16 protein-coding genes are annotated in these 17,479 nt (G+C 73.4%); 7 read left to right on the plus strand and 9 right to left on the minus strand.

The annotated features are described in order from the left end of the window. Positions 1 to 135 precede the first annotated feature (135 nt). Complete coding sequence (locus ACWFR1_RS00635) at positions 136 to 801, minus strand: hypothetical protein (protein ID WP_453545003.1); 666 nt, start codon at positions 799 to 801, stop codon at positions 136 to 138. A gap of 154 nt (positions 802 to 955) precedes the next feature. Here ACWFR1_RS00635 and ACWFR1_RS00640 point away from each other — a divergent pair, with 154 nt between their 5' ends. Further along, positions 956 to 1,915, plus strand: coding sequence for a fibronectin type III domain-containing protein (locus ACWFR1_RS00640; RefSeq protein ID WP_453545004.1), 960 nt, complete (start codon positions 956 to 958; stop codon positions 1,913 to 1,915). A gap of 67 nt (positions 1,916 to 1,982) precedes the next feature. Beyond that, positions 1,983 to 3,782: a hypothetical protein gene (locus ACWFR1_RS00645; protein WP_453545005.1), complete on the plus strand. Its 1,800-nt coding sequence runs from the start codon at positions 1,983 to 1,985 to the stop codon at positions 3,780 to 3,782. A gap of 60 nt (positions 3,783 to 3,842) precedes the next feature. On the opposite strand, the gene ACWFR1_RS00650 is transcribed toward ACWFR1_RS00645, so the two are convergent. From ACWFR1_RS00650 to ACWFR1_RS00660, 3 genes are all read right to left on the minus strand, one after another. Continuing rightward, the gene (locus ACWFR1_RS00650; protein ID WP_453545006.1) at positions 3,843 to 4,988 is read right to left on the minus strand and encodes a GDSL-type esterase/lipase family protein; all 1,146 of its coding nucleotides are present in this window, start codon (positions 4,986 to 4,988) and stop codon (positions 3,843 to 3,845) included. Positions 4,989 to 5,251: 263 nt separating this feature from the next. Then, positions 5,252 to 6,874 carry a malate synthase A gene (gene aceB / locus ACWFR1_RS00655; RefSeq protein WP_453545007.1) on the minus strand — a complete coding sequence of 541 codons (1,623 nt, stop codon included), beginning with the start codon at positions 6,872 to 6,874 and terminating at the stop codon, positions 5,252 to 5,254. Positions 6,875 to 7,139: 265 nt separating this feature from the next. Beyond that, on the minus strand, positions 7,140 to 7,754 hold the full coding sequence (locus ACWFR1_RS00660; RefSeq protein WP_453545008.1) for a nucleotidyltransferase family protein: 615 nt from the start codon (positions 7,752 to 7,754) through the stop codon (positions 7,140 to 7,142). 191 nt (positions 7,755 to 7,945) lie between these two features. Here ACWFR1_RS00660 and ACWFR1_RS00665 point away from each other — a divergent pair, with 191 nt between their 5' ends. Then, a complete protein-coding gene (locus tag ACWFR1_RS00665) occupies positions 7,946 to 8,272 on the plus strand; it encodes a DUF5955 family protein (RefSeq protein WP_453545009.1) in 327 nt (108 codons plus the stop codon). Between the two features lie 52 nt (positions 8,273 to 8,324). On the opposite strand, the gene ACWFR1_RS00670 is transcribed toward ACWFR1_RS00665, so the two are convergent. Both ACWFR1_RS00670 and ACWFR1_RS00675 read right to left on the minus strand, forming a co-directional pair. Beyond that, positions 8,325 to 8,954 (minus strand): response regulator, encoded by a 630-nt coding sequence (locus ACWFR1_RS00670; RefSeq protein ID WP_453545010.1) that lies wholly within the window; start codon positions 8,952 to 8,954, stop codon positions 8,325 to 8,327. Beyond that, the gene (locus ACWFR1_RS00675) at positions 8,951 to 10,135 is read right to left on the minus strand and encodes a sensor histidine kinase (RefSeq protein ID WP_453545011.1); all 1,185 of its coding nucleotides are present in this window, start codon (positions 10,133 to 10,135) and stop codon (positions 8,951 to 8,953) included. The genes ACWFR1_RS00670 and ACWFR1_RS00675 overlap by 4 nt, the downstream gene beginning before the upstream one ends. 124 nt (positions 10,136 to 10,259) lie before the next feature. Here ACWFR1_RS00675 and ACWFR1_RS00680 point away from each other — a divergent pair, with 124 nt between their 5' ends. Both ACWFR1_RS00680 and ACWFR1_RS00685 read left to right on the plus strand, forming a co-directional pair. Continuing rightward, positions 10,260 to 11,354: an ABC transporter permease gene (locus tag ACWFR1_RS00680; protein WP_453545012.1), complete on the plus strand. Its 1,095-nt coding sequence runs from the start codon at positions 10,260 to 10,262 to the stop codon at positions 11,352 to 11,354. Beyond that, positions 11,351 to 12,031 carry an ABC transporter ATP-binding protein gene (locus ACWFR1_RS00685; RefSeq protein ID WP_453545013.1) on the plus strand — a complete coding sequence of 227 codons (681 nt, stop codon included), beginning with the start codon at positions 11,351 to 11,353 and terminating at the stop codon, positions 12,029 to 12,031. The genes ACWFR1_RS00680 and ACWFR1_RS00685 overlap by 4 nt, the downstream gene beginning before the upstream one ends. A gap of 127 nt (positions 12,032 to 12,158) precedes the next feature. Here ACWFR1_RS00685 and ACWFR1_RS00690 read toward each other — a convergent pair whose 3' ends face one another. Both ACWFR1_RS00690 and ACWFR1_RS00695 read right to left on the minus strand, forming a co-directional pair. After that, positions 12,159 to 12,758, minus strand: coding sequence for a hypothetical protein (locus tag ACWFR1_RS00690; RefSeq protein WP_453545014.1), 600 nt, complete (start codon positions 12,756 to 12,758; stop codon positions 12,159 to 12,161). Positions 12,759 to 12,801: 43 nt separating this feature from the next. Next, positions 12,802 to 13,611 (minus strand): IclR family transcriptional regulator, encoded by an 810-nt coding sequence (locus tag ACWFR1_RS00695; RefSeq protein ID WP_453545015.1) that lies wholly within the window; start codon positions 13,609 to 13,611, stop codon positions 12,802 to 12,804. Positions 13,612 to 13,945: 334 nt separating this feature from the next. Here ACWFR1_RS00695 and allB point away from each other — a divergent pair, with 334 nt between their 5' ends. Next, complete coding sequence (allB, locus tag ACWFR1_RS00700; protein ID WP_453545016.1) at positions 13,946 to 15,280, plus strand: allantoinase AllB; 1,335 nt, start codon at positions 13,946 to 13,948, stop codon at positions 15,278 to 15,280. A 1-nt stretch (position 15,281) separates the two neighbouring features. Beyond that, positions 15,282 to 16,397: an allantoicase gene (gene alc / locus ACWFR1_RS00705; protein WP_453545017.1), complete on the plus strand. Its 1,116-nt coding sequence runs from the start codon at positions 15,282 to 15,284 to the stop codon at positions 16,395 to 16,397. A gap of 312 nt (positions 16,398 to 16,709) precedes the next feature. On the opposite strand, the gene ACWFR1_RS00710 is transcribed toward alc, so the two are convergent. After that, positions 16,710 to 17,450 (minus strand): SDR family NAD(P)-dependent oxidoreductase, encoded by a 741-nt coding sequence (locus tag ACWFR1_RS00710; protein WP_453545018.1) that lies wholly within the window; start codon positions 17,448 to 17,450, stop codon positions 16,710 to 16,712. Positions 17,451 to 17,479: the final 29 nt, after the last annotated feature.

A 17,479-nucleotide genomic window follows, 5' to 3' on the forward strand; every position in this document is an offset into this window, starting at 1 on the left:
CCCTCCAGGCCCTCCAGGCCCTCCAGGCCCTCCAGGCCCTCCAGGCCCTCCAGGCCCTCCAGGCCCTCCAGGCCCTCCAGGCCCTCCAGGCCCTCCAGGCCCTCCAGGCCCTCCAGGCCCTCCAGGCCCTCCTCCTCACCGCTCCACCGTGATCCGCCGCAGGCACTCGCGGGCCAGCGCCGGATAGGCCGCGGCGATCGCCTCGTACAACCGCCGCCGCAGCAACCGCTCGGCCTCCGCGCGGCCGGTCTCCCCGTACAGTCCGTCGAGCAGCGCGTCGTACCGGGAGAGGGCGTGCCGCAGGTAGTTCACCTGCCACCGCACCAAGGCCCCCTGCGGACCGGCCCCGGCACCGTCTCCGCCACGGGCACCGCCTCCGCTCCCGCGTCCGGCACCGCCTCCGCCCCCGGCACCGCCGCCCCCTCCGCCGCCCACGGGGTCGCGTGCGCCCAGCAGATGCCGGTGGCGGACCGCTCGCCGCTCCAGCTCCGGGCCGGGGAGCAGCGGCACCTCGATCGGCGTGGCGCGGATCGAGGTGAGCACGGCGGCCCGCCGCCGTTCCGCGTACATCCCGGCGGCCACGGACCGCGCCTTCGACAGCAGGGAGGCGGCGGCGAACTCGCCGGTCCGCTCCACCGTCTCCACCCGGGCCAGCAGATAGAGCCGCACGGGCGCGAGGGACCAGCGGCGCGGGTCGCGGCCCTGCACGTCGGGCGAGCCGAGCAGGTCCCGGACCATCGAGTCGGTCCAGCCGCGGCGGCGCACGCCGGTGAGCGTCACATAGGTCGTACGGTCCGTCATGATTCCCCCAGAGTCGACTACGGAGCGTGACTGTTTCAGTGAAGCGCACGCCACTGACAACGCCCCCTTGCCGGGTGTCCGCCGGGGGCCTTGCCCAGCCCGGCCCGACTGTGCGATATAGGTCTGGACCTTTTCGACGGACGGAGGGCTTCCCGTGCAACGCCCGCTCGCCGCAAGCCTGTTGGCCATCCTGCTGCTGTCGCTCTCCGCCTGCTCGGGCGCCCCGGAACCCCCGCCGAAGGACACCCGAGCCCCCACCGTCCCCGCCGGAGTCACCGCCACCGCGGGCAGCGCGACCACCGTCCACGTCATGTGGAGCGCGGCCTCGGACGACCGGGCCGTCACCGGCTACGCCGTCTACCGCGAGGACGCCAAGGTCAAGGACCTCCCCGCCACCACCCTGATGACCGACGTCGTCGGACTCGCACCCGACACCCGGCACGCCTTCACCGTCCGCGCCCGCGACGCCGCCGGCAACGTCTCGCCCCCGAGCGCCACCGTCACCGCGACCACCCTCCCCGCGAACGCCGAGGACCGCACACCCCCCACCGCCCCGAGGGCACTGCGTGCCACCGCCGACGGCAGCCGCGCCGCCGCCCTCACCTGGACCCCGTCCCGCGACGACACCCGCGTCACCGCGTACGACGTCTACCAGGCCGACACCCGCGTCCACACCGCCCCCGGCACCGCCACCGCGGCCCGTGTCACCGGCCTGCGCCCCGGCACCGCCTACGCGTTCACGGTCCGCGCCCGCGACGCCGCCGAGAACTCCTCCCCGGACAGCCCCCGCGTCGAACTCACCACCGTCCCCGCCCCCGGCGCACCCCCGAACACCGCGCCCGAGCACCTCACCGCCACGGCCGCCAAGGGCGAGATCACCCTCACCTGGACCCCACCGGACACCGGAGCCCCCGTCACCCACCACGAACTCCACCTCAACGGCCGCTTCGCCACCACCATCATCTGGGGCACCACCCCACCCCCCACCCGCGCCACCTACACGTTCCCGGTCCAGGACCCCCCGGGCACCCGCTACACCGTCACCCTCCGCGCCCGCCTCCCCGACGGCACCTGGGGCGACTTCTCGGCGCCCCGCGTGGTGGTCGTCCGGTAAGCGGTGCCAGGCCGGTCGGAATGTCTCGCATGCCCGGAATCCGCTCCCCGGAATTACCCTGGGAAGCGTGGCCGAGACCGTTCTCACCAACACCGGGCTCGACAGCTTCCTCGACGGAACGCCCGAGCGCCGCGACCCCGTCTTCACGCGCGCCGCCGAGGCGGTCCTCGGACTGCTCGCCCTGCGCGGTGCGGACCGGGGGACCAGAGTGCCCGAGCCGACGCCCGAGCTCGTACGACACCTCCTCGTGGAGGACCTGCCGACGTTCGTGTACGCGGCGCCGGGCGAGCTCGGGGCCTATCCGGCCGTGCTCGGGGCGCTCGCCGCGCGCTTCGACGGAGGGCGGGGCGAGCGGGTCGTCGCCGTGGTCGCGGAGTCCGCACCCGACTTCGAGCGCGCCATGAACGACCCGGGGAACCTCACCTGGCACCGCTGGTACGCCTCCCTCCTGCGGGCCTGCGGCACCGACCTCGCCGACCCCGAGGACGTACGCCGCCGGCTCGCCGCCCTCGACGGCGCACCGCTCCCCGACGGGGTGCGCCGGGCCGACCTCATGGGCCGTACGGCCCTCGCCGACGTCCTGCTGGCCGAGGCGCTCACCCGGGCGTACGTACGGGACGCCGAGACCGCGCCGGCCTCCGGGCCGCTGCTCACGGACCACGCCGTCGCCACCGGCATCGGGCAGGTGGCCGCCGCGCTCCTGGACCGGTGGACCGCCGCCGGGCTGGCCGAGCAGCTCGCCGGGCCGTACGCCCGCTTCGCCCCCGGCCCCGACGCCTTCCCCCATCTCGTCCTGGCCGACGCCCTCCTCGGCGAGCACCTCGACTACTACGGCGACTCCACCGCCCCCGTACCCCCGCCGCTCGCCGCCGGGGCCCCGGCCGCGCCCGGGGCCGTCGAGGAGGACGCCGACGCGCTCGCCGCCGCCGTCGAGAGCCTCACCGAGGGGGAGTTCGGCCCCTACGGCGGCGAGGCCGCGCACCTCCTGTACGTCGTCTACCAGCGCGGCTGCTCCGCCGAGTCCGTCGCCCGCAAGGCCGCCGAGTACGAGGACTGGGCCGTCGATCCGGCCATGGAGGACCTGCCCGTCACCGTCCCGGCCGAGGCGCCCGAGGCGTACGCCACCCCGCCGGTGCCGGAGCTCGTACGGCTCCTCGGCGCGCCGGACCTGACCGAGGCAGACCGGGAACGGCTCACCGGACCCGCCCGCGACCTCGCCGCGGTCGTCGACCGGCTCGCCGGCACGGGGCTCCTCTTCCGCACGGGCGACGCCTTCGGGCTGACCCCGCGCGGCGCGGGCGTCGTGCGCTATCTGCTGCGGGTGCGCGGGATCGCCGCGCCCCAGGCGGCCGAGACGGCCGACTGGGCCGCTCCGGCCCTGGTCGCCGCCGCCGCCGGCTGGCCCGCGTCGTCCGCCGCGCGCGTCCTCGGCGACTGGCTCCACGCGCGCGGGGACAGTGCCGAGGCCTGGTCACAGCTGCTCGCCGCCCTCGGCACCGCCCACGTCGACCCCTCCGACAAGGCCGACGCACGGGGTCTCTTCACCGTCCTGGAGACGGGCGCCGCACCGGCCGAGGCCCTGCGCGGCGCCCTGAGCGACCGCGCGGTCGGGGAGTACGCCCACGAGGTCCTGCGCGCCAGGGGCGAGCCGGCGGACCACCTCCAGGTTCCCACCTCGGCGCGGGCGCTGTACGTCCTCGACGCACTCCCCGGCAAGAAGGGGCCCCTGGAGTCCCGCCGTGCTGCCTTCGACGCGGCGGCGGCCGCCTGGCCCGGCGGTTCCGCCGCCCTGGTCCGGTCGATGGCCGAGGCGGACCGCCACGAGACCGCCCGGGTCCTCGGCCCCCTCGGCATCACCCTGCCGTAGGCATCACCCTGCCCTGGACCTGCCCGACAACGGGCGTCGGATCGGCCCTGGGCCGCGGGGTCACCCCGCCGTCAGATACATCCCCGAGGCCCCCGCGCCCGCCGTGTTCCGGCAGCTGTGGTTGCCCGTGGGGCGGGCGTGGACGAGGGCCAGGCACCGGCCCAGGGCCTGCTGGCCGTAGGCGTTCGGGTGCATCGACTCCTGGACGAGGCCCTGCGTGCTCTGGCTGTCGATCCAGCGCGCCCACTCGCTCGTCGTCGCCGACGCCGGCACGGTCGACGTGACCTGCTTGCTCGCCTTCGCGCAGACCTCACGACCCTGGAGCGCGTCCCGCAGATCCATGAACTGCACGCCCTTGGCCGCCGCGACCCCCTTCAGCCGGTTCGCGAGCTGCGGGACCAGGGAGTCCCGCGCCCAGTCGGAGTCCTTGTTCCAGAAGGGGCAGCCGCCGGTGTTGGTACGGGCCCAGCCGCTCTCCGCGTACCGGTTGTCGGCGGCGCGGGGGATGGGGGAGGGGTACGACTGGAGGACGATCCGGTAGTCCGACGAGGCGTATCCCGCACCCGTCATCACGGCGCGGATCTCGTCGACCGTCCGGCCGACGTCCGCCATCACGCCGTCGATCTTCGCGTCGACCTCGGCCTGCTGGTCGTCGTGGCAGTACGAGTACCAGACGATGTAGTCGGTGGCGCAGGTGGTGATGATGTCGGCGAAGCCGAGGTCGTTGCCGCCGATGGAGAGCGCGATGAGCTCCACGTCGTGCGAGGCGGCCACGGCGGCCAGCTGGTCGGCCTGCGGGGCCTCGCCCTTGTAGGCCTGGCCGCCCTGGGAGGCCCGGACGACGTTCTCGGTCGTCGCGCCGGAGCAGGCGAGGTTGATCAGGGAGGTGGCGATCGCGCCGGCGCTCTTCACCTCGGAGATGTCCGAGCGGTGACAGCCGCCCGCGGTGGTGCCGTACACCCGGGACGGGTCGTAGGCGCTGCCCGTCCAGGCGCGGTCGGTGCCGTTGCGGCTGCCGGAGTTGGTCAGGCTGTTGCCCTGCCAGCGTCCGGCCTCGCCGGAGATGTAGCTGTCGCCCATGGCGACGACGGCGGTGGGGCCGGTGCCGACGGAGGCGTGGGCGGCCGGAACGGCGACGGAGGCGAGCCCGGCGGCGGTACACAGAGCCAGGAATCCGCGCAGGGCGCGGTGGGGGGACGAAGGCATGGCTGTGCTCCTGCGGTATGCGGTACGCAGTGATGTGGGGGACAGCCGCCGGCGCCGGTGACATGGCGGAATCTCGCACGGCCCGGCTTGTTACCGCTAGGTAGCTGCATATCTCGGTTCCGTCACGTCGCCTGTGACCTCACAGGGGGTACGACGAGGCCCCGCCTCTCGGTGTTGTGCGACACCGGGGGGCGGGGCCTTGATCGAAAAGGCTGTGACGGCAGCTGTGCGGGCAGCCGGTCAGCCTGTCTCGTTTGCTGCGGTCAGCCGACCAGCTGCTCGTAGGCCGGCAGGGTCAGGAAGTCCGCGTAGTCCGCGTCGAGGGAGACGTGCAGGAGCAGGTCGTGCGCCTGCTGCCACTTGCCGGCCGCGAAGGCCTCCTCGCCGATCTCCGCGCGGATCGCGGCGAGCTCCTCGGCGGCGACCTCGCGGGCCAGCTCCGGCGTCGCCGTCTTCCCGTTCTCGAAGACGACGCCCGCGTTGATCCACTGCCAGATCTGCGAGCGCGAGATCTCGGCCGTGGCGGCGTCCTCCATCAGGTTGAAGATGGCGACGGCGCCGAGGCCCCGCAGCCACGCCTCGATGTAGCGGACGCCGACCTGGACGGCACTGACCAGGCCGTCGTAAGTGGGCTTCGCGTCGAGCGAGTCGATCGCGATCAGGTCGCCGGGGGCCACGGAGACGTCCTCGCGGAGGCGGTCCTTCTGGTTCGGCTTCTCGCCGAGGACGGCGTCGAAGGAGGCCATCGCGATCGGGACCAGGTCCGGGTGCGCGACCCAGGAGCCGTCGAAGCCGTCACCGGCCTCGCGGTCCTTGTCGGCCTTGACCTTCTCGAAGGCGACCTTGTTGACCTCGGCGTCCTTGCGGGACGGGATGAAGGCCGCCATGCCGCCGATCGCGTGCGCGCCGCGCTTGTGGCAGGTGCGGACGAGGAGTTCGGTGTACGCGCGCATGAACGGGGCCGTCATCGTGACCGCGTTGCGGTCCGGGAGGACGAACTTGGCGCCGCCGTCACGGAAGTTCTTGACGATGGAGAAGAGGTAGTCCCAGCGGCCCGCGTTCAGGCCGGCGGCGTGGTCGCGGAGCTCGTAGAGGATCTCCTCCATCTCGTACGCGGCCGTGATGGTCTCGATGAGGACCGTGGCGCGGACGGTGCCCTGCGGGATGCCGACGTAGTCCTGGGCGAAGACGAAGATGTCGTTCCAGAGGCGGGCCTCCAGGTACGACTCCGTCTTCGGGAGGTAGAAGTACGGGCCCTTGCCGAGGTCGATCAGGCGCTGGGCGTTGTGGAAGAAGTACAGGCCGAAGTCGACGAGCGCGCCGGGCACCGGGCGTCCGTCGAACGTCAGGTGACGCTCCTCCAGGTGCCAGCCGCGGGGCCGCATGACGACCGTGGCCAGCTCGCCGGCGGGCTTGAGGGCGTACGACTTGCCGGAGCGCGGGTCCGTGAAGTCGATGCTCCGGTTGTACGCGTCGATCAGGTTGACCTGACCGAGGATCACGTTCTCCCAGGTCGGCGCGGAGGCGTCCTCGAAGTCGGCGAGCCACACGCGGGCGCCGGAGTTGAGCGCGTTGATCGTCATCTTGCGGTCGGTCGGACCGGTGATCTCGACACGGCGGTCGTTCAGGGCCGCCGGGGCCGGCGCGACCTTCCAGGAGTCGTCGGCGCGGATCGCGGCGGTCTCCGGGAGGAAGTCCAGAGTGGACGTACGGGCGATCTCGGCGCGACGCTCCGCCCGGCGGGCGAGGAGCTCGTCCCGGCGCGGAGTGAACCGCCGGTGCAGTTCGGCGACGAAGGCCAGTGCGGCCTCGGTGAGCACTTCCTCCTGTCGCGGGAGGGGCTCGGCATCGACGACGGCCAGGGGGGACGGCGCTGGTGCGGACATGAACTGTCACTTCCTTCAGCGAACTTCACGGGCGGTGCCAGACGGCCGCCGGGCGTCACGGGCGGCACGGAGTGCCACGGGCGCCGAGATACGGCCGCGAGCGCCCTCTGGACTAGCAGGCGCTTCTGAACAGTGGATACTAGTTTCCTCATGGTGGAAGTTCAATGGTTTGTTGATGTCGAGATTCTCCGGATCGACACAACATGGCGCTGCGTGCCACGGCCCGTGCCGCGCCGCTCACTCCCGGTCGCTCACTTTCGGTCGCTCACTCCAGGTGGGCCAGATCCGCCTCCGTGTCGATGTCGTAGGGCTCGGCCACATCCGAACAGTCCACCGCCGTGATCGCATCCCGGTGCGCCGCCAGATAGTCCCTGGCCCCCCGGTCGCCGACCGCGCCCTCCACGATCCCCGCCCAGTGCCCGGCGCCGAACAGCACCGGGTGGCCCCGCTCCCCGTCGTACGAGGCCGCCGCCAGCGAGTCCCGCGAGCGATACGCCGCACGGACCCGGGCCACCGCCGCCGGTCCGATCCCCGGCTGGTCCACCAGGAACACGAGCGCCGCGTCCACCCCGCGCGGATCCGCGGCGAGCGAGGCGAGCCCGGCGCGCAGGGAGGAGCCCATGCCCTCGGCCCACTCCGGGTTGTCCACGAGGACGCACCCGGGCAGCTCGGCCCGCTCCCGTACGGCCCCGGCGGCCGCGCCGAGCACGACGTGCACCACCTCGCAACCGCCCTCGCGCAGCACGCGCACGGCGTTCTCGACGAGCGGGCGCCCCCGATGGGACAGAAGGGCCTTGGGCCGCCCCCCGAGCCGCCGCCCGCCCCCCGCTGCGAGCAGGAGTCCGGCGACGAGCGGGGTTCGATCTTCTGTGGCAGTCATGGGGACTGCATACCTCATGAGGCGGAATCACACGCTCGCCTGAATTCCGGACGTGGAGGGTGGCGCGCCGGGGTGGCGAAGGAGTTAACTGGCCCCCGCTCCCGGCGCTCGACCGCCGCCGGGCGGGTCGGCACGGCGTGTTCGGTGTGGTCGGAGTGTTCTGCGCACAGTGTCGTGCGAGGGGGAGAACCGTGTTGCGAAGCGTGGGGCAGAGGCGAGTGACCGGCGAGGGCGTGGACCCCAGAGTGGACGGACTGCGGTCCGCGGTTTCCCGGCTCCGGCGCGAACTGGCGGGTCACCGCGTGGACTTCGCCGATCGCGGCATCGCCGAGGACGAGCTCGCCGCCCTGGACGCCATGGCGCTCAGCGGCGCCCCCGAGGTACGGCGGCTGCGCCGCTCCCTGCTGCTCATCGCGGGCTCGCTCGGCTCCGTGAGCGCGCTCGCCGAGGGTCTCGCCGGGGTCCGTGGCGCCGTCGAGCTCTTCGGCCCTCCGCCACCGCAGGGTCCGGTGGTCTGACCCGCCTGCCTGAACCCGGGCTGACAGGACCGGCGTGGCCCTGGTCCGGCCCCTACCTTCTGATCAGTCGGCGGGCCGTCGCCGTCGCCACCGCCGCCGTCCGCGAGTCCACGCCGAGCTTCGCGAAGATGTGCACGAGGTGCGACTTCACCGTCGCCTGGCTGAGGAACAGCGCCTTGCTGATCTGCTGGTTCGACAGGCCCTCGCCCACCAGCTGGAGCACCTCCAGCTCCCGCTTCGTCAGCGCCTCCGCGGGTGTCCGCATCCGGTCCATCAGCCGGTGGGCCACCGCGGGGGCGAGCGCCGACTGGCCGGCCGCCGCCGTCCGTACCGCCGCCGCCAGTTCCTCCGGCGGCGCGTCCTTCAGGAGGTAGCCGGAGGCGCCCGCCTCCACCGCCGCCAGGATGTCCGCGTCCGTGTCGTACGTCGTCAGGACCAGCACCTTCGGCCCGCCGGGCAGCGCCGTGATCGCCGCCGTCGCCTCCGAACCGTGCATCCCGGAGCCGAACTGCAGGTCCATCAGGACCACGTCCACGCCCCCGGCTGCGGCCAGCTCCACGGCCCGCTCGGCCGTCGCGGCCTCGCCGACGACGGTGAAGCCCGGCTCCGTGTCCAGGACCGCGCGCAGGCCCGCCCGTACCACCGGGTGGTCGTCGGCGAGGAGAAGCCTGATGGTCGTCATGCGGATACTCCAGCGGGGAGGGGGAGGGAGACGGCCACCGCCGTGCCCTGGCCGGGGGCCGACTCGACGGTGAACGTGCCGCCCAGGGACTCGGCCCGCGAGCGCATCGCCGGAAGGCCGAAGCCGCCCTCCGAGGACTGGCGTACGGAGCCGGGATCAAAGCCCTTGCCGTCGTCGACCACGTCCAGGGTCACCGAGGCGTCCATGAACGACAGCGTGATCTCGGCCCGGGAGGCCGAGGCGTGCCGCACGGTGTTCGCGAGCGCGGACTGCGCGATCCGGAGCAGCGCCACCTCGTACGGAGTGGGCAGCTCGGCGGGCGTACCGCTCACCGAGAACCGGACCCGCGGCCCCGCCCCCGGCTCGCACAGCCGCTCCAGGGCCGCCGCCAGCGAACCGTGCTCCAGGTCCGGCGGCGACAGCGCCCGGACGAAGCGCCGCGCCTCCGCGAGGTTGTCCTGAGCGGCCTGTCGTGCGCGGTCGATGTGACCGGCGGCCGGGGAGCCCGGCGGCAGCGCCCGCTCGGCGGCGCGCAGCAGCAGCTGGATCGAGGACAGGCCCTGCGCGAGCGTGTCGTGGATCTCCCGCGCGAGCCGCTCGCGTTCGGCGAGCGTCCCCGCGTGCCGCTCCGCCGCCGCCAGCTCCGCCCGGGTCTCGATCAGTTCCTCGATGAGCCGGCGCCGCCGCTCGCTCTCCCGGTACAGGGCCTGGTAGCCGAGGACGGTCGCGACCGCGACCGCTCCGCCGAGCAGCGGCCCGATGAAGACACCCGGGTTGACTGCGGCGCCGTGTCCCACGTACGAGAGGATCGCCGCGCCCGCCGTCAGGGTGACGGCCGGCAGCGACCAGCGCGTGGGCAGCAGGTGCAGCTGGAGGAAGTAGAGCGGGAAGGCCACCCAGAGCGCGTCGGGCGTCAGCCAGAGCAGGCCCAGCCAGGACGCGCCCAGGACGCCGAGCCAGACGGCGGCGGCCCGCTGCGAGGCGGCCACGGACGGCAGGAACGATCCGGCCGCGTAGACCGCGCCGACGACGACCGCCATCACCGTCCCGGCGGCCGAGTCGGCCCGTACCGCGGCGAGGACGAGCAGCCCCGCCATCAGCAGATGCAGGCAGAGGCGCAGTGCGCGCAGGGCGGGCGTGAGGGAACGCCGGGCGGGGTGGAGGGAGGAGAAGGGGTCCATGTCCCCTCCAGCGTAGACAGCGGGCGGACGGGGAACAGACAATCCGGACTCAATCGAAAGGTTGATTACGGAGCCATCCGTGGCGCGATGCCCGGACGGCCCCCCTCCGACCACTCTGGTCAGCATGTTCGTGGCATGGAGAGACCTGAGATTCGCCAAGGGGCGATTCGCCCTCATGGGCACCGTGATCGTGCTGATCACCCTGCTCGTGGGGTTGCTGTCCGGGCTGACCGCCGGGCTCGCGCGAGAGAACGTCTCCGCGATCACCGGCCTGCCCGCCGACCGACTGGCCTTCGCGGCGCCGCCGTCCGGGCAGTCGGTCTCCTTCACCAACTCGACGGTGACGGAGGACCAGTGGAACGCGTGGGCGGACCGGCCGGGAGTGACGGAGGCCGCGCCGCTCGGCATCCGCACGCTCAACGCCGCCGCCGGCGACCGCACCGCCGCCGTCTCCGCCTTCGGTACGGAGCCGGGGACGGGTCTCGCGCCGGAGAGCGCCAAGCTCGGCCCCGGCAAGGCGGTCCTCTCGGAGTCCGCCGCCGATGAGCTGGGCGTGGGCGTCGGCGACGCGCTGCGCCTCGGCCCCCTGGAGGCCACCGTCACGGCCGTCTCCGGCGACGCCTCGTACAGCCACACCCCGGTGGTGTGGACCTCCCTCGACGACTGGCAGAAGCTCGGTCACAACGGCACGACCCCGCAGGAACAGGCCACCGTCATCGCACTCAGCGGAAGCGGCGGCGACGGCGGGATCGACTGGGCCGCCGGCGACAAGGCCGCCGGGACCGAGGCGCGCACCGTCGACGGGGCGCTCACCGCCATAGGGTCCTACCAGGCCGAGAACGGCTCGCTCCAGCTGATGCGCGGCTTCCTCTTCGCGATCTCCGCGCTCGTCATAGGGGCGTTCTTCACCGTCTGGACCATCCAGCGCAGCGGCGACGTCGCCGTCCTCAAGGCGCTCGGCGCCTCCACGCCGTACCTCCTCAAGGACGCCCTCGGGCAGGCCGTCCTCATGCTCACCGCCGGCACCCTGCTCGGCACCGCCCTCGCGGTCGGCATCGGCGCCCTGGTCAGCGGCGGGAACGTGCCCTTCGTCCTGGAGCCGCTCACCGTCCTCGGGCCCGCCGCCGTGATCATCGTGCTCGGGGTGCTCGGCGCCGCCCTGTCCATCCGGCGGATCACCGCCGTCGACCCCCTCACCGCCCTCGGGAGTGCCCGATGAGCCTCGTCCTCGACGCCGTCACCCTGACCTACCCCGACGGAGACGGCCGGCTCACCGCCCTCGACTCCGTCTCCCTGACCGTCCCCGCGGGCACCCTCACGGCCGTCGTCGGCCCCTCCGGCTCCGGCAAGTCCAGCCTGCTCGCGGTGGCCGCGACCCTGGTGACCCCGGACCGGGGAGAGGTCGTCGTCGCCGGTACGGACACGGGGCCACTGACCCCGGCCGCCCGCGCCGCGCTGCGGCGCGAGCACATCGGGATCGTCTTCCAGCAGCCCAACCTGCTGCCCTCGCTGAGCGCGGCGGAACAGCTCCAGGTCATGGCGCACCTGTCGGGGCGTACGCCGAAGTCGGTACGCGGCCGGGCCATGGAGCTGCTCGACGCGGTGGGCCTCGCGGACCAGGCGCACCGTCGGCCGCACCAGCTGTCGGGCGGTCAGCGGCAGCGGGTGAACATCGCGCGGGCCCTCATGAACGAGCCGTCCGTGCTCCTGGTCGACGAGCCGACGAGCGCCCTGGACCACGAGCGGGGCGCGGCGGTCATGGACCTGCTCGCCGGTCTGACGGCCGAGCGGGGTACGGCGACGGTGCTCGTGACCCACGACAGGACCCACCTGGCCCGCGCGGACCGCACGGTGACGGTCCAGGACGGGAGGCTCGCCGACTCGGTCCCGGCCTGAGGGGCACCCGGACAGGGCGGCGGGGCCGAGCCGCGGGGCCGAGCCGCGGGACCGGGCCGCGGGACCGGGCCGCGGGACCGAGCGGCGGGACCGGGCTACGCAACCGGGGCGGCAGGCGCCGGCGGGGTCAGCCGAACCAGACCACCACGCGGACGTTCCCGTCCCCGTACGTGGTCGCGAGTTCGCGCATCGCGGTCCAGACGGGGCCCCAGTCGCCGTTCGGCGGGGCGAACATGCGGGCGGTGAGGGTCACGGGGCGGTACACGGCGCCCTTCCAGTGGACCTCGCCGCCCTCGGGCCACTCCGGCGGCATCAGGTCCTCGCCGAAGATCTCCTCCGCCCGATCGAGGACCTCGACCGGCGTCCAGAACACATGGTCCAGGACGAGTCCGCCGTCCGGACCCGGCCGCCATACGCCGACGCGGTCGTAGGCAGGGCCGTCGGTGAGCGGCGCGTCCCAGTCGACGGCCGCTACCTCGGCCCAGGTGGCGTACGAGTGCCCGTGGTGCAGCTCCTCGCAGGTGCCGGGGACCTGGTCGGAGACGTCGGGCGGGCATCCCCGCCGGTCGAACAGCGCCTGCCGCACCTGGAGGGCCCCGCCGAAGCCGAAGAGGCACTCCCAGGCGTACCGATCACGCCCGAGCGCACCGTCCGGCAGGCCGAGCGCGACGGCCCAGCGGCCACCGCGCTCCCGTACCTCGATCACCCCGTCGATGTCCGCGCCCACGGCGACGAGCCTAGGGGGTGCCTGCGTCCGGGTGGACCGGCGCTCAGCCCTGGCCGTTGCCCGCCGTGTTGGCGAGGGCCGCCGACAGTTCGCGGGCGACCTGCTGGAGGATCGGGACGATCTTCTCCGTGGCCGCCTCGGTGACCCGGCCCGCCGGGCCGGAGATCGAGATGGCCGCCGCGGTGGGGGAGTCGGGGACGGGCACCGCGAGGCAGCGGACTCCTATCTCCTGCTCGTTGTCGTCGACCGCGTACCCCGTCTCGCGGACCGCTTCGAGGGCGTCGAGGAAGCCGTCGGGCGTGGTGATGGTCTTCTCGGTGGCGGCCGGCATGCCCGTACGGGCGAGCAGCGCGCGCACCTCCTCCGGCGGGGTGTTCGCGAGGAGCGCCTTGCCGACTCCGGTGGAGTGCGGCAGGACCCGCCGGCCGACCTCGGTGAACATGCGCATGGAGTGCTTGGACGGCACCTGGGCGACGTACACGATCTCGTCCCCGTCGAGCAGCGCCATGTTGGCGGTCTCGCCGGTCTCCTCGACGAGCCGCGCCAGGTAGGGGCGGGCCCAGGTGCCGAGGAGGCGGGAGGAGGACTCGCCGAGCCGGATGAGGCGCGGGCCGAGCGCGTACCGCCGGTTGGGCTGCTGGCGCACGTAGCCGCAGGCGACGAGGGTGCGCATCAGCCGGTGGATGGTGGGGAGCGGCAGTCCGCTGCTGGCGGAGAGCTCGCTCAGCCCGACCTCGCCCCCGGCGTCGGCCATCCGCTCGAGGAGGTCGAAGGCACGCTCAAGGGACTGGACGCCACCGCTCGCGGCGGCGGGCTTGGCGGCGTCGGTGGTGCTGGCGCTGGACGTCGGCACGGCAACGGTCCTTTCGAGGCAGGCGGGCAAGTCAGCAGCCTACCGGGCCACCGGCCGGGGCACCGGGCCCCGATACCGGCGTTCGGGCCGGTCAGGGGGTGTTTGTCCGGTGTCGGGGAGGGCCCGGCGAGGTCCGGGTCTGCCGCACATGTGCGGAGCTACGTTCTACTGTACGGAATTTCCATTCCACTTTGTGGAAACATCCAAGTCGGGTTCGCCGGTGGCCGATGCTGGAAGTGTGCCCTTGACGGCATGTCGTCCGGAAGTGAAGACTCCTTCAACAGTTCGTTGAATTTCTCGGTTTCTCTGTGAATCGCTTGAAGAAGGGGTACGGGTGGACGTCAACCTGGTCCTGCGCTCGACTCGCGTCATCACCCCGGAGGGGACGCGTCCGGCGTCGATCGCCGTCTCCGGAGGGACGATCGCGGCCGTACTGCCGTACGACGCCGAGGTACCGGCCGGTGCCCGACTGGAGGACGTCGGCGACGACGTCGTCCTGCCCGGCCTCGTCGACACCCACGTGCACGTGAACGACCCGGGACGCACCGAGTGGGAGGGCTTCTGGACCGCCACCCGCGCGGCCGCCGCCGGCGGCATCACGACCCTGCTCGACATGCCGCTCAACTCGCTGCCGCCGACGACCACCGTCGAGAACCTGCGGGTCAAGCAGGAGGTCGCCCGCACGAAGGCGCACATCGACGTCGGCTTCTGGGGCGGCGCGCTCCCCGACAACGTCAAGGACCTGCGTCCGCTGCACGACGCCGGCGTCTACGGCTTCAAGTGCTTCCTGTCGCCGTCCGGCGTCGAGGAGTTCCCGGAGCTCGACCAGGAGCGGCTGGCCAACTCGCTCGCCGAGGTCTCCGGCTTCGACGGCCTGATGATCGTGCACGCCGAGGACCCGCACCACCTCGCGGCCGCGCCGCAGAAGGCCTCCGAGGCGTACGCCGACTTCCTGGCCTCCCGCCCCCGGGACGCCGAGAACACGGCGATCGAGAACCTGATCAACCAGGCCCGCCGGCTCAACGCCCGCGTGCACGTCCTGCACCTCTCGTCCTCGGACGCGCTGCCGGTCATCGCCGCCGCCAAGGCCGAGGGCGTCAAGATCACCGTCGAGTCGTGTCCGCACTTCCTCACGCTGACCGCGGAGGAGATCCCGGACGGCGCCACCGAGTTCAAGTGCTGCCCGCCCATCCGTGAGGCGTCGAACCAGGACGCCCTCTGGCAGGGCCTCGCGGACGGCACGATCGACTGCGTCGTCTCCGACCACTCCCCGTCGACCGCCGACCTGAAGACCTCGGACTTCTCCTCCGCCTGGGGCGGCATCTCCTCGCTCCAGCTCGGTCTGCCCGCGATCTGGACCGAGGCCCGGCGCCGCGGTCACTCGCTGGAGGACGTCGTCCGCTGGATGTCCGAGGGCCCCGCCCGCCTCGCCGGCCTGTCCCGCAAGGGCGCGATCGAGGCCGGCCGTGACGCCGACTTCGCCGTGATCGACCCGGACGCCACCTTCACCGTCGACCCGGCGGAGCTCCAGCACCGCAACCGCATCACCGCCTACGCGGGCAGGACCCTGCACGGCGTCGTCGCCTCCACCTGGCTGCGCGGAGAGCGGATCGTCGACCGCGGCACCCTCGCCGAACCCTCCGGCCGCCTCCTCGAAAGGAACAACTGACGTGTCCGTCATACCTGGCTTCACCGGTGACGCGAGCCCCTACGGCGGCGGCGACCCGTACGCCGACTACCGCACCGCCGACTTCCCCTTCACCCAGTACGCCGACCTCGCCGACCGGCGCCTCGGCGCGGGTGTGATCGCGGCCAACGACGAGTTCTTCGCCGAGCGCGAGAACATGCTGAAGCCCGAGGCCGCCGAGTTCGACCCCGAGCACTTCGGGCACAAGGGCAAGATCATGGACGGCTGGGAGACCCGCCGCCGCCGCGGCGTCTCGGCCCAACAGCCCCACCCGACCGAGGACGACCACGACTGGGCGCTCGTCCGCCTCGGCGCCCCCGGCGTCGTCCGCGGCATCGTCATCGACACCGCGCACTTCCGCGGTAACTACCCGCAGGCCGTGTCCGTCCAGGCCACCTCCGTCGCCGGCTCCCCGTCGCCGGAGGAGCTCCTCGCGGACGACGTGAAGTGGACGACGCTCGTCCCGCGCACCGCGATCGGCGGCCACGCCGCCAACGGCTTCGCCGTCGACGTCGAGCAGCGCTTCACGCACCTGCGCGTCAACCAGCACCCCGACGGCGGCATCGCCCGCCTCCGCGTGTACGGCGAGGTGGCCCCGGACCCGCGCTGGCTGGCCGTCCTCGGCACCTTCGACCTCGCGGCGCTGGAGAACGGCGGCCAGGTCGAGGACGCCTCCGACCGCTTCTACTCCCCGGCCACCAACACCATCCAGCCGGGCCGCTCCCGCAAGATGGACGACGGCTGGGAGACCCGCCGCCGCCGCGACAAGGGCAACGACTGGATCCGCTACCAGCTCGTCGCCGAGTCCGAGATCCGTGCCGTCGAGATCGACACCGCCTACCTCAAGGGCAACAGCGCCGGCTGGGCCGCCCTCTCGGTCGCGGCCGAGGGCTCCGAGGACTGGGCCGAGATCCTGCCCAGGACCCGCCTCCAGCCCGACACCAACCACCGGTTCGTCCTTGACACCCCGGCGGTCGGCTCCCGGATCCGGATCGACATCTTCCCGGACGGCGGCATCTCCCGCCTCCGCCTCTTCGGCTCCCTCACGGAGGCCGGCGCGGCGCGACTGACCGCCCGCCACCAGGAGCTGGGCGGCTGACGGCATCCTGCTGGGAGTGGAGCGGCTGACGGCGCCCCGCTTGGAGTGGAGCGGCTGACGGCCGCCCCTCCTCCCCTTGAACTGGGCGGGTACGACACCCCGCCCGGCCCGCGAGGGCGCACCGACCCGACAGCACGGTGCGCCCTCGCGCCCCCTTCTCTTGGCTCGGTTCGCCTCCGGGGCGCCAGAGCCGGGCTCACATCCCCGACCGTGCTCGCCCCCTCCTCCGTCGGGGGCTCCGCGCGCTCGGATATGTTTCCCCGGCGTGCCCCTTCGGCTCACTCGTCGGCCCCGGGGGTGACGGCTCCAGGGTTACGCCGCGTGCCCGCCGTCCACCGCGAACTCCGCCCCCGTCACGTACCGCCCCTCGGGCCCCGCGAGGAAGGCGACCATCGCCGCCACCTCGTCCGGGGTGCCGAAGCGGCCGAGTGCCGTCATCGCCGCCTGGCCCTCCGCGTACGGGCCGTCCGCCGGGTTCATGTCGGTGTCGATCGGGCCGGGGTGGACGATGTTGGCCGTGATGCCGCGCCCGCCCAGCTCCCGGGCGAGCGCCTTCGTCAGGCCGATCAGCGCCGACTTGCTCGTCGTGTACAGCGTGCCGCCGGGTCCGGGCACCCGCTGCGTCATGCAGGTGCCGATCGTGACGATCCGCCCGCCCTCCGGCAGGTGCCCGGCCGCCGCCTGCGAGGCGAGGAAGGCCGCCCGGACGTTCACCGCGAGGACCCGGTCCACGTCCGCCAGGGTCAGCGACTCCAGCGGGCCGAGGACCCCGGCGCCCACACTGTTGACGAGGACGTCGAGCCGGCCCAGGGCGTCCGCCGCCCACTCCACCGCGCCCGCCGCGTCCCCGGCGTCGGCCGCGTCGGCGCGCAGGGGGAACGCCTTGCGGCCTGCCGCCTCGATCCGCGCGGCGACCTCCTTGGCCGCGGCCTCGTCCCGTACGTAGGTGAAGGCGACATCGGCGCCCTCCCCGGCCAGCCGGACGGCCGTGGCCGCGCCGATCCCGCGGCTGCCGCCCGTCACCAGAACCGCCGTGCCGTTCATCGTGGACATCCCGAAACCTCCGTGAGAAGTGCTTAGTT

Source organism: Streptomyces sp. NPDC055103, from assembly GCF_053607625.1.

Bases quoted from the DNA above. Each gene is read 5' to 3' on its own strand.
- ACWFR1_RS00635 (WP_453545003.1), bottom strand. From the start codon at position 801: ATGACGGACCGTACGACCTATGTGACGCTCACCGGCGTGCGCCGCCGC.
- ACWFR1_RS00650 (WP_453545006.1), bottom strand. From the start codon at position 4,988: ATGCCTTCGTCCCCCCACCGCGCCCTGCGCGGATTCCTGGCTCTGTGT.
- aceB (WP_453545007.1), bottom strand. From the start codon at position 6,874: ATGTCCGCACCAGCGCCGTCCCCCCTGGCCGTCGTCGATGCCGAGCCC.
- ACWFR1_RS00660 (WP_453545008.1), bottom strand. From the start codon at position 7,754: ATGACTGCCACAGAAGATCGAACCCCGCTCGTCGCCGGACTCCTGCTC.
- ACWFR1_RS00670 (WP_453545010.1), bottom strand. From the start codon at position 8,954: ATGACGACCATCAGGCTTCTCCTCGCCGACGACCACCCGGTGGTACGG.
- ACWFR1_RS00675 (WP_453545011.1), bottom strand. From the start codon at position 10,135: ATGGACCCCTTCTCCTCCCTCCACCCCGCCCGGCGTTCCCTCACGCCC.
- ACWFR1_RS00680 (WP_453545012.1), top strand. From the start codon at position 10,260: ATGTTCGTGGCATGGAGAGACCTGAGATTCGCCAAGGGGCGATTCGCC.
- ACWFR1_RS00685 (WP_453545013.1), top strand. From the start codon at position 11,351: ATGAGCCTCGTCCTCGACGCCGTCACCCTGACCTACCCCGACGGAGAC.
- ACWFR1_RS00710 (WP_453545018.1), bottom strand. From the start codon at position 17,450: ATGTCCACGATGAACGGCACGGCGGTTCTGGTGACGGGCGGCAGCCGC.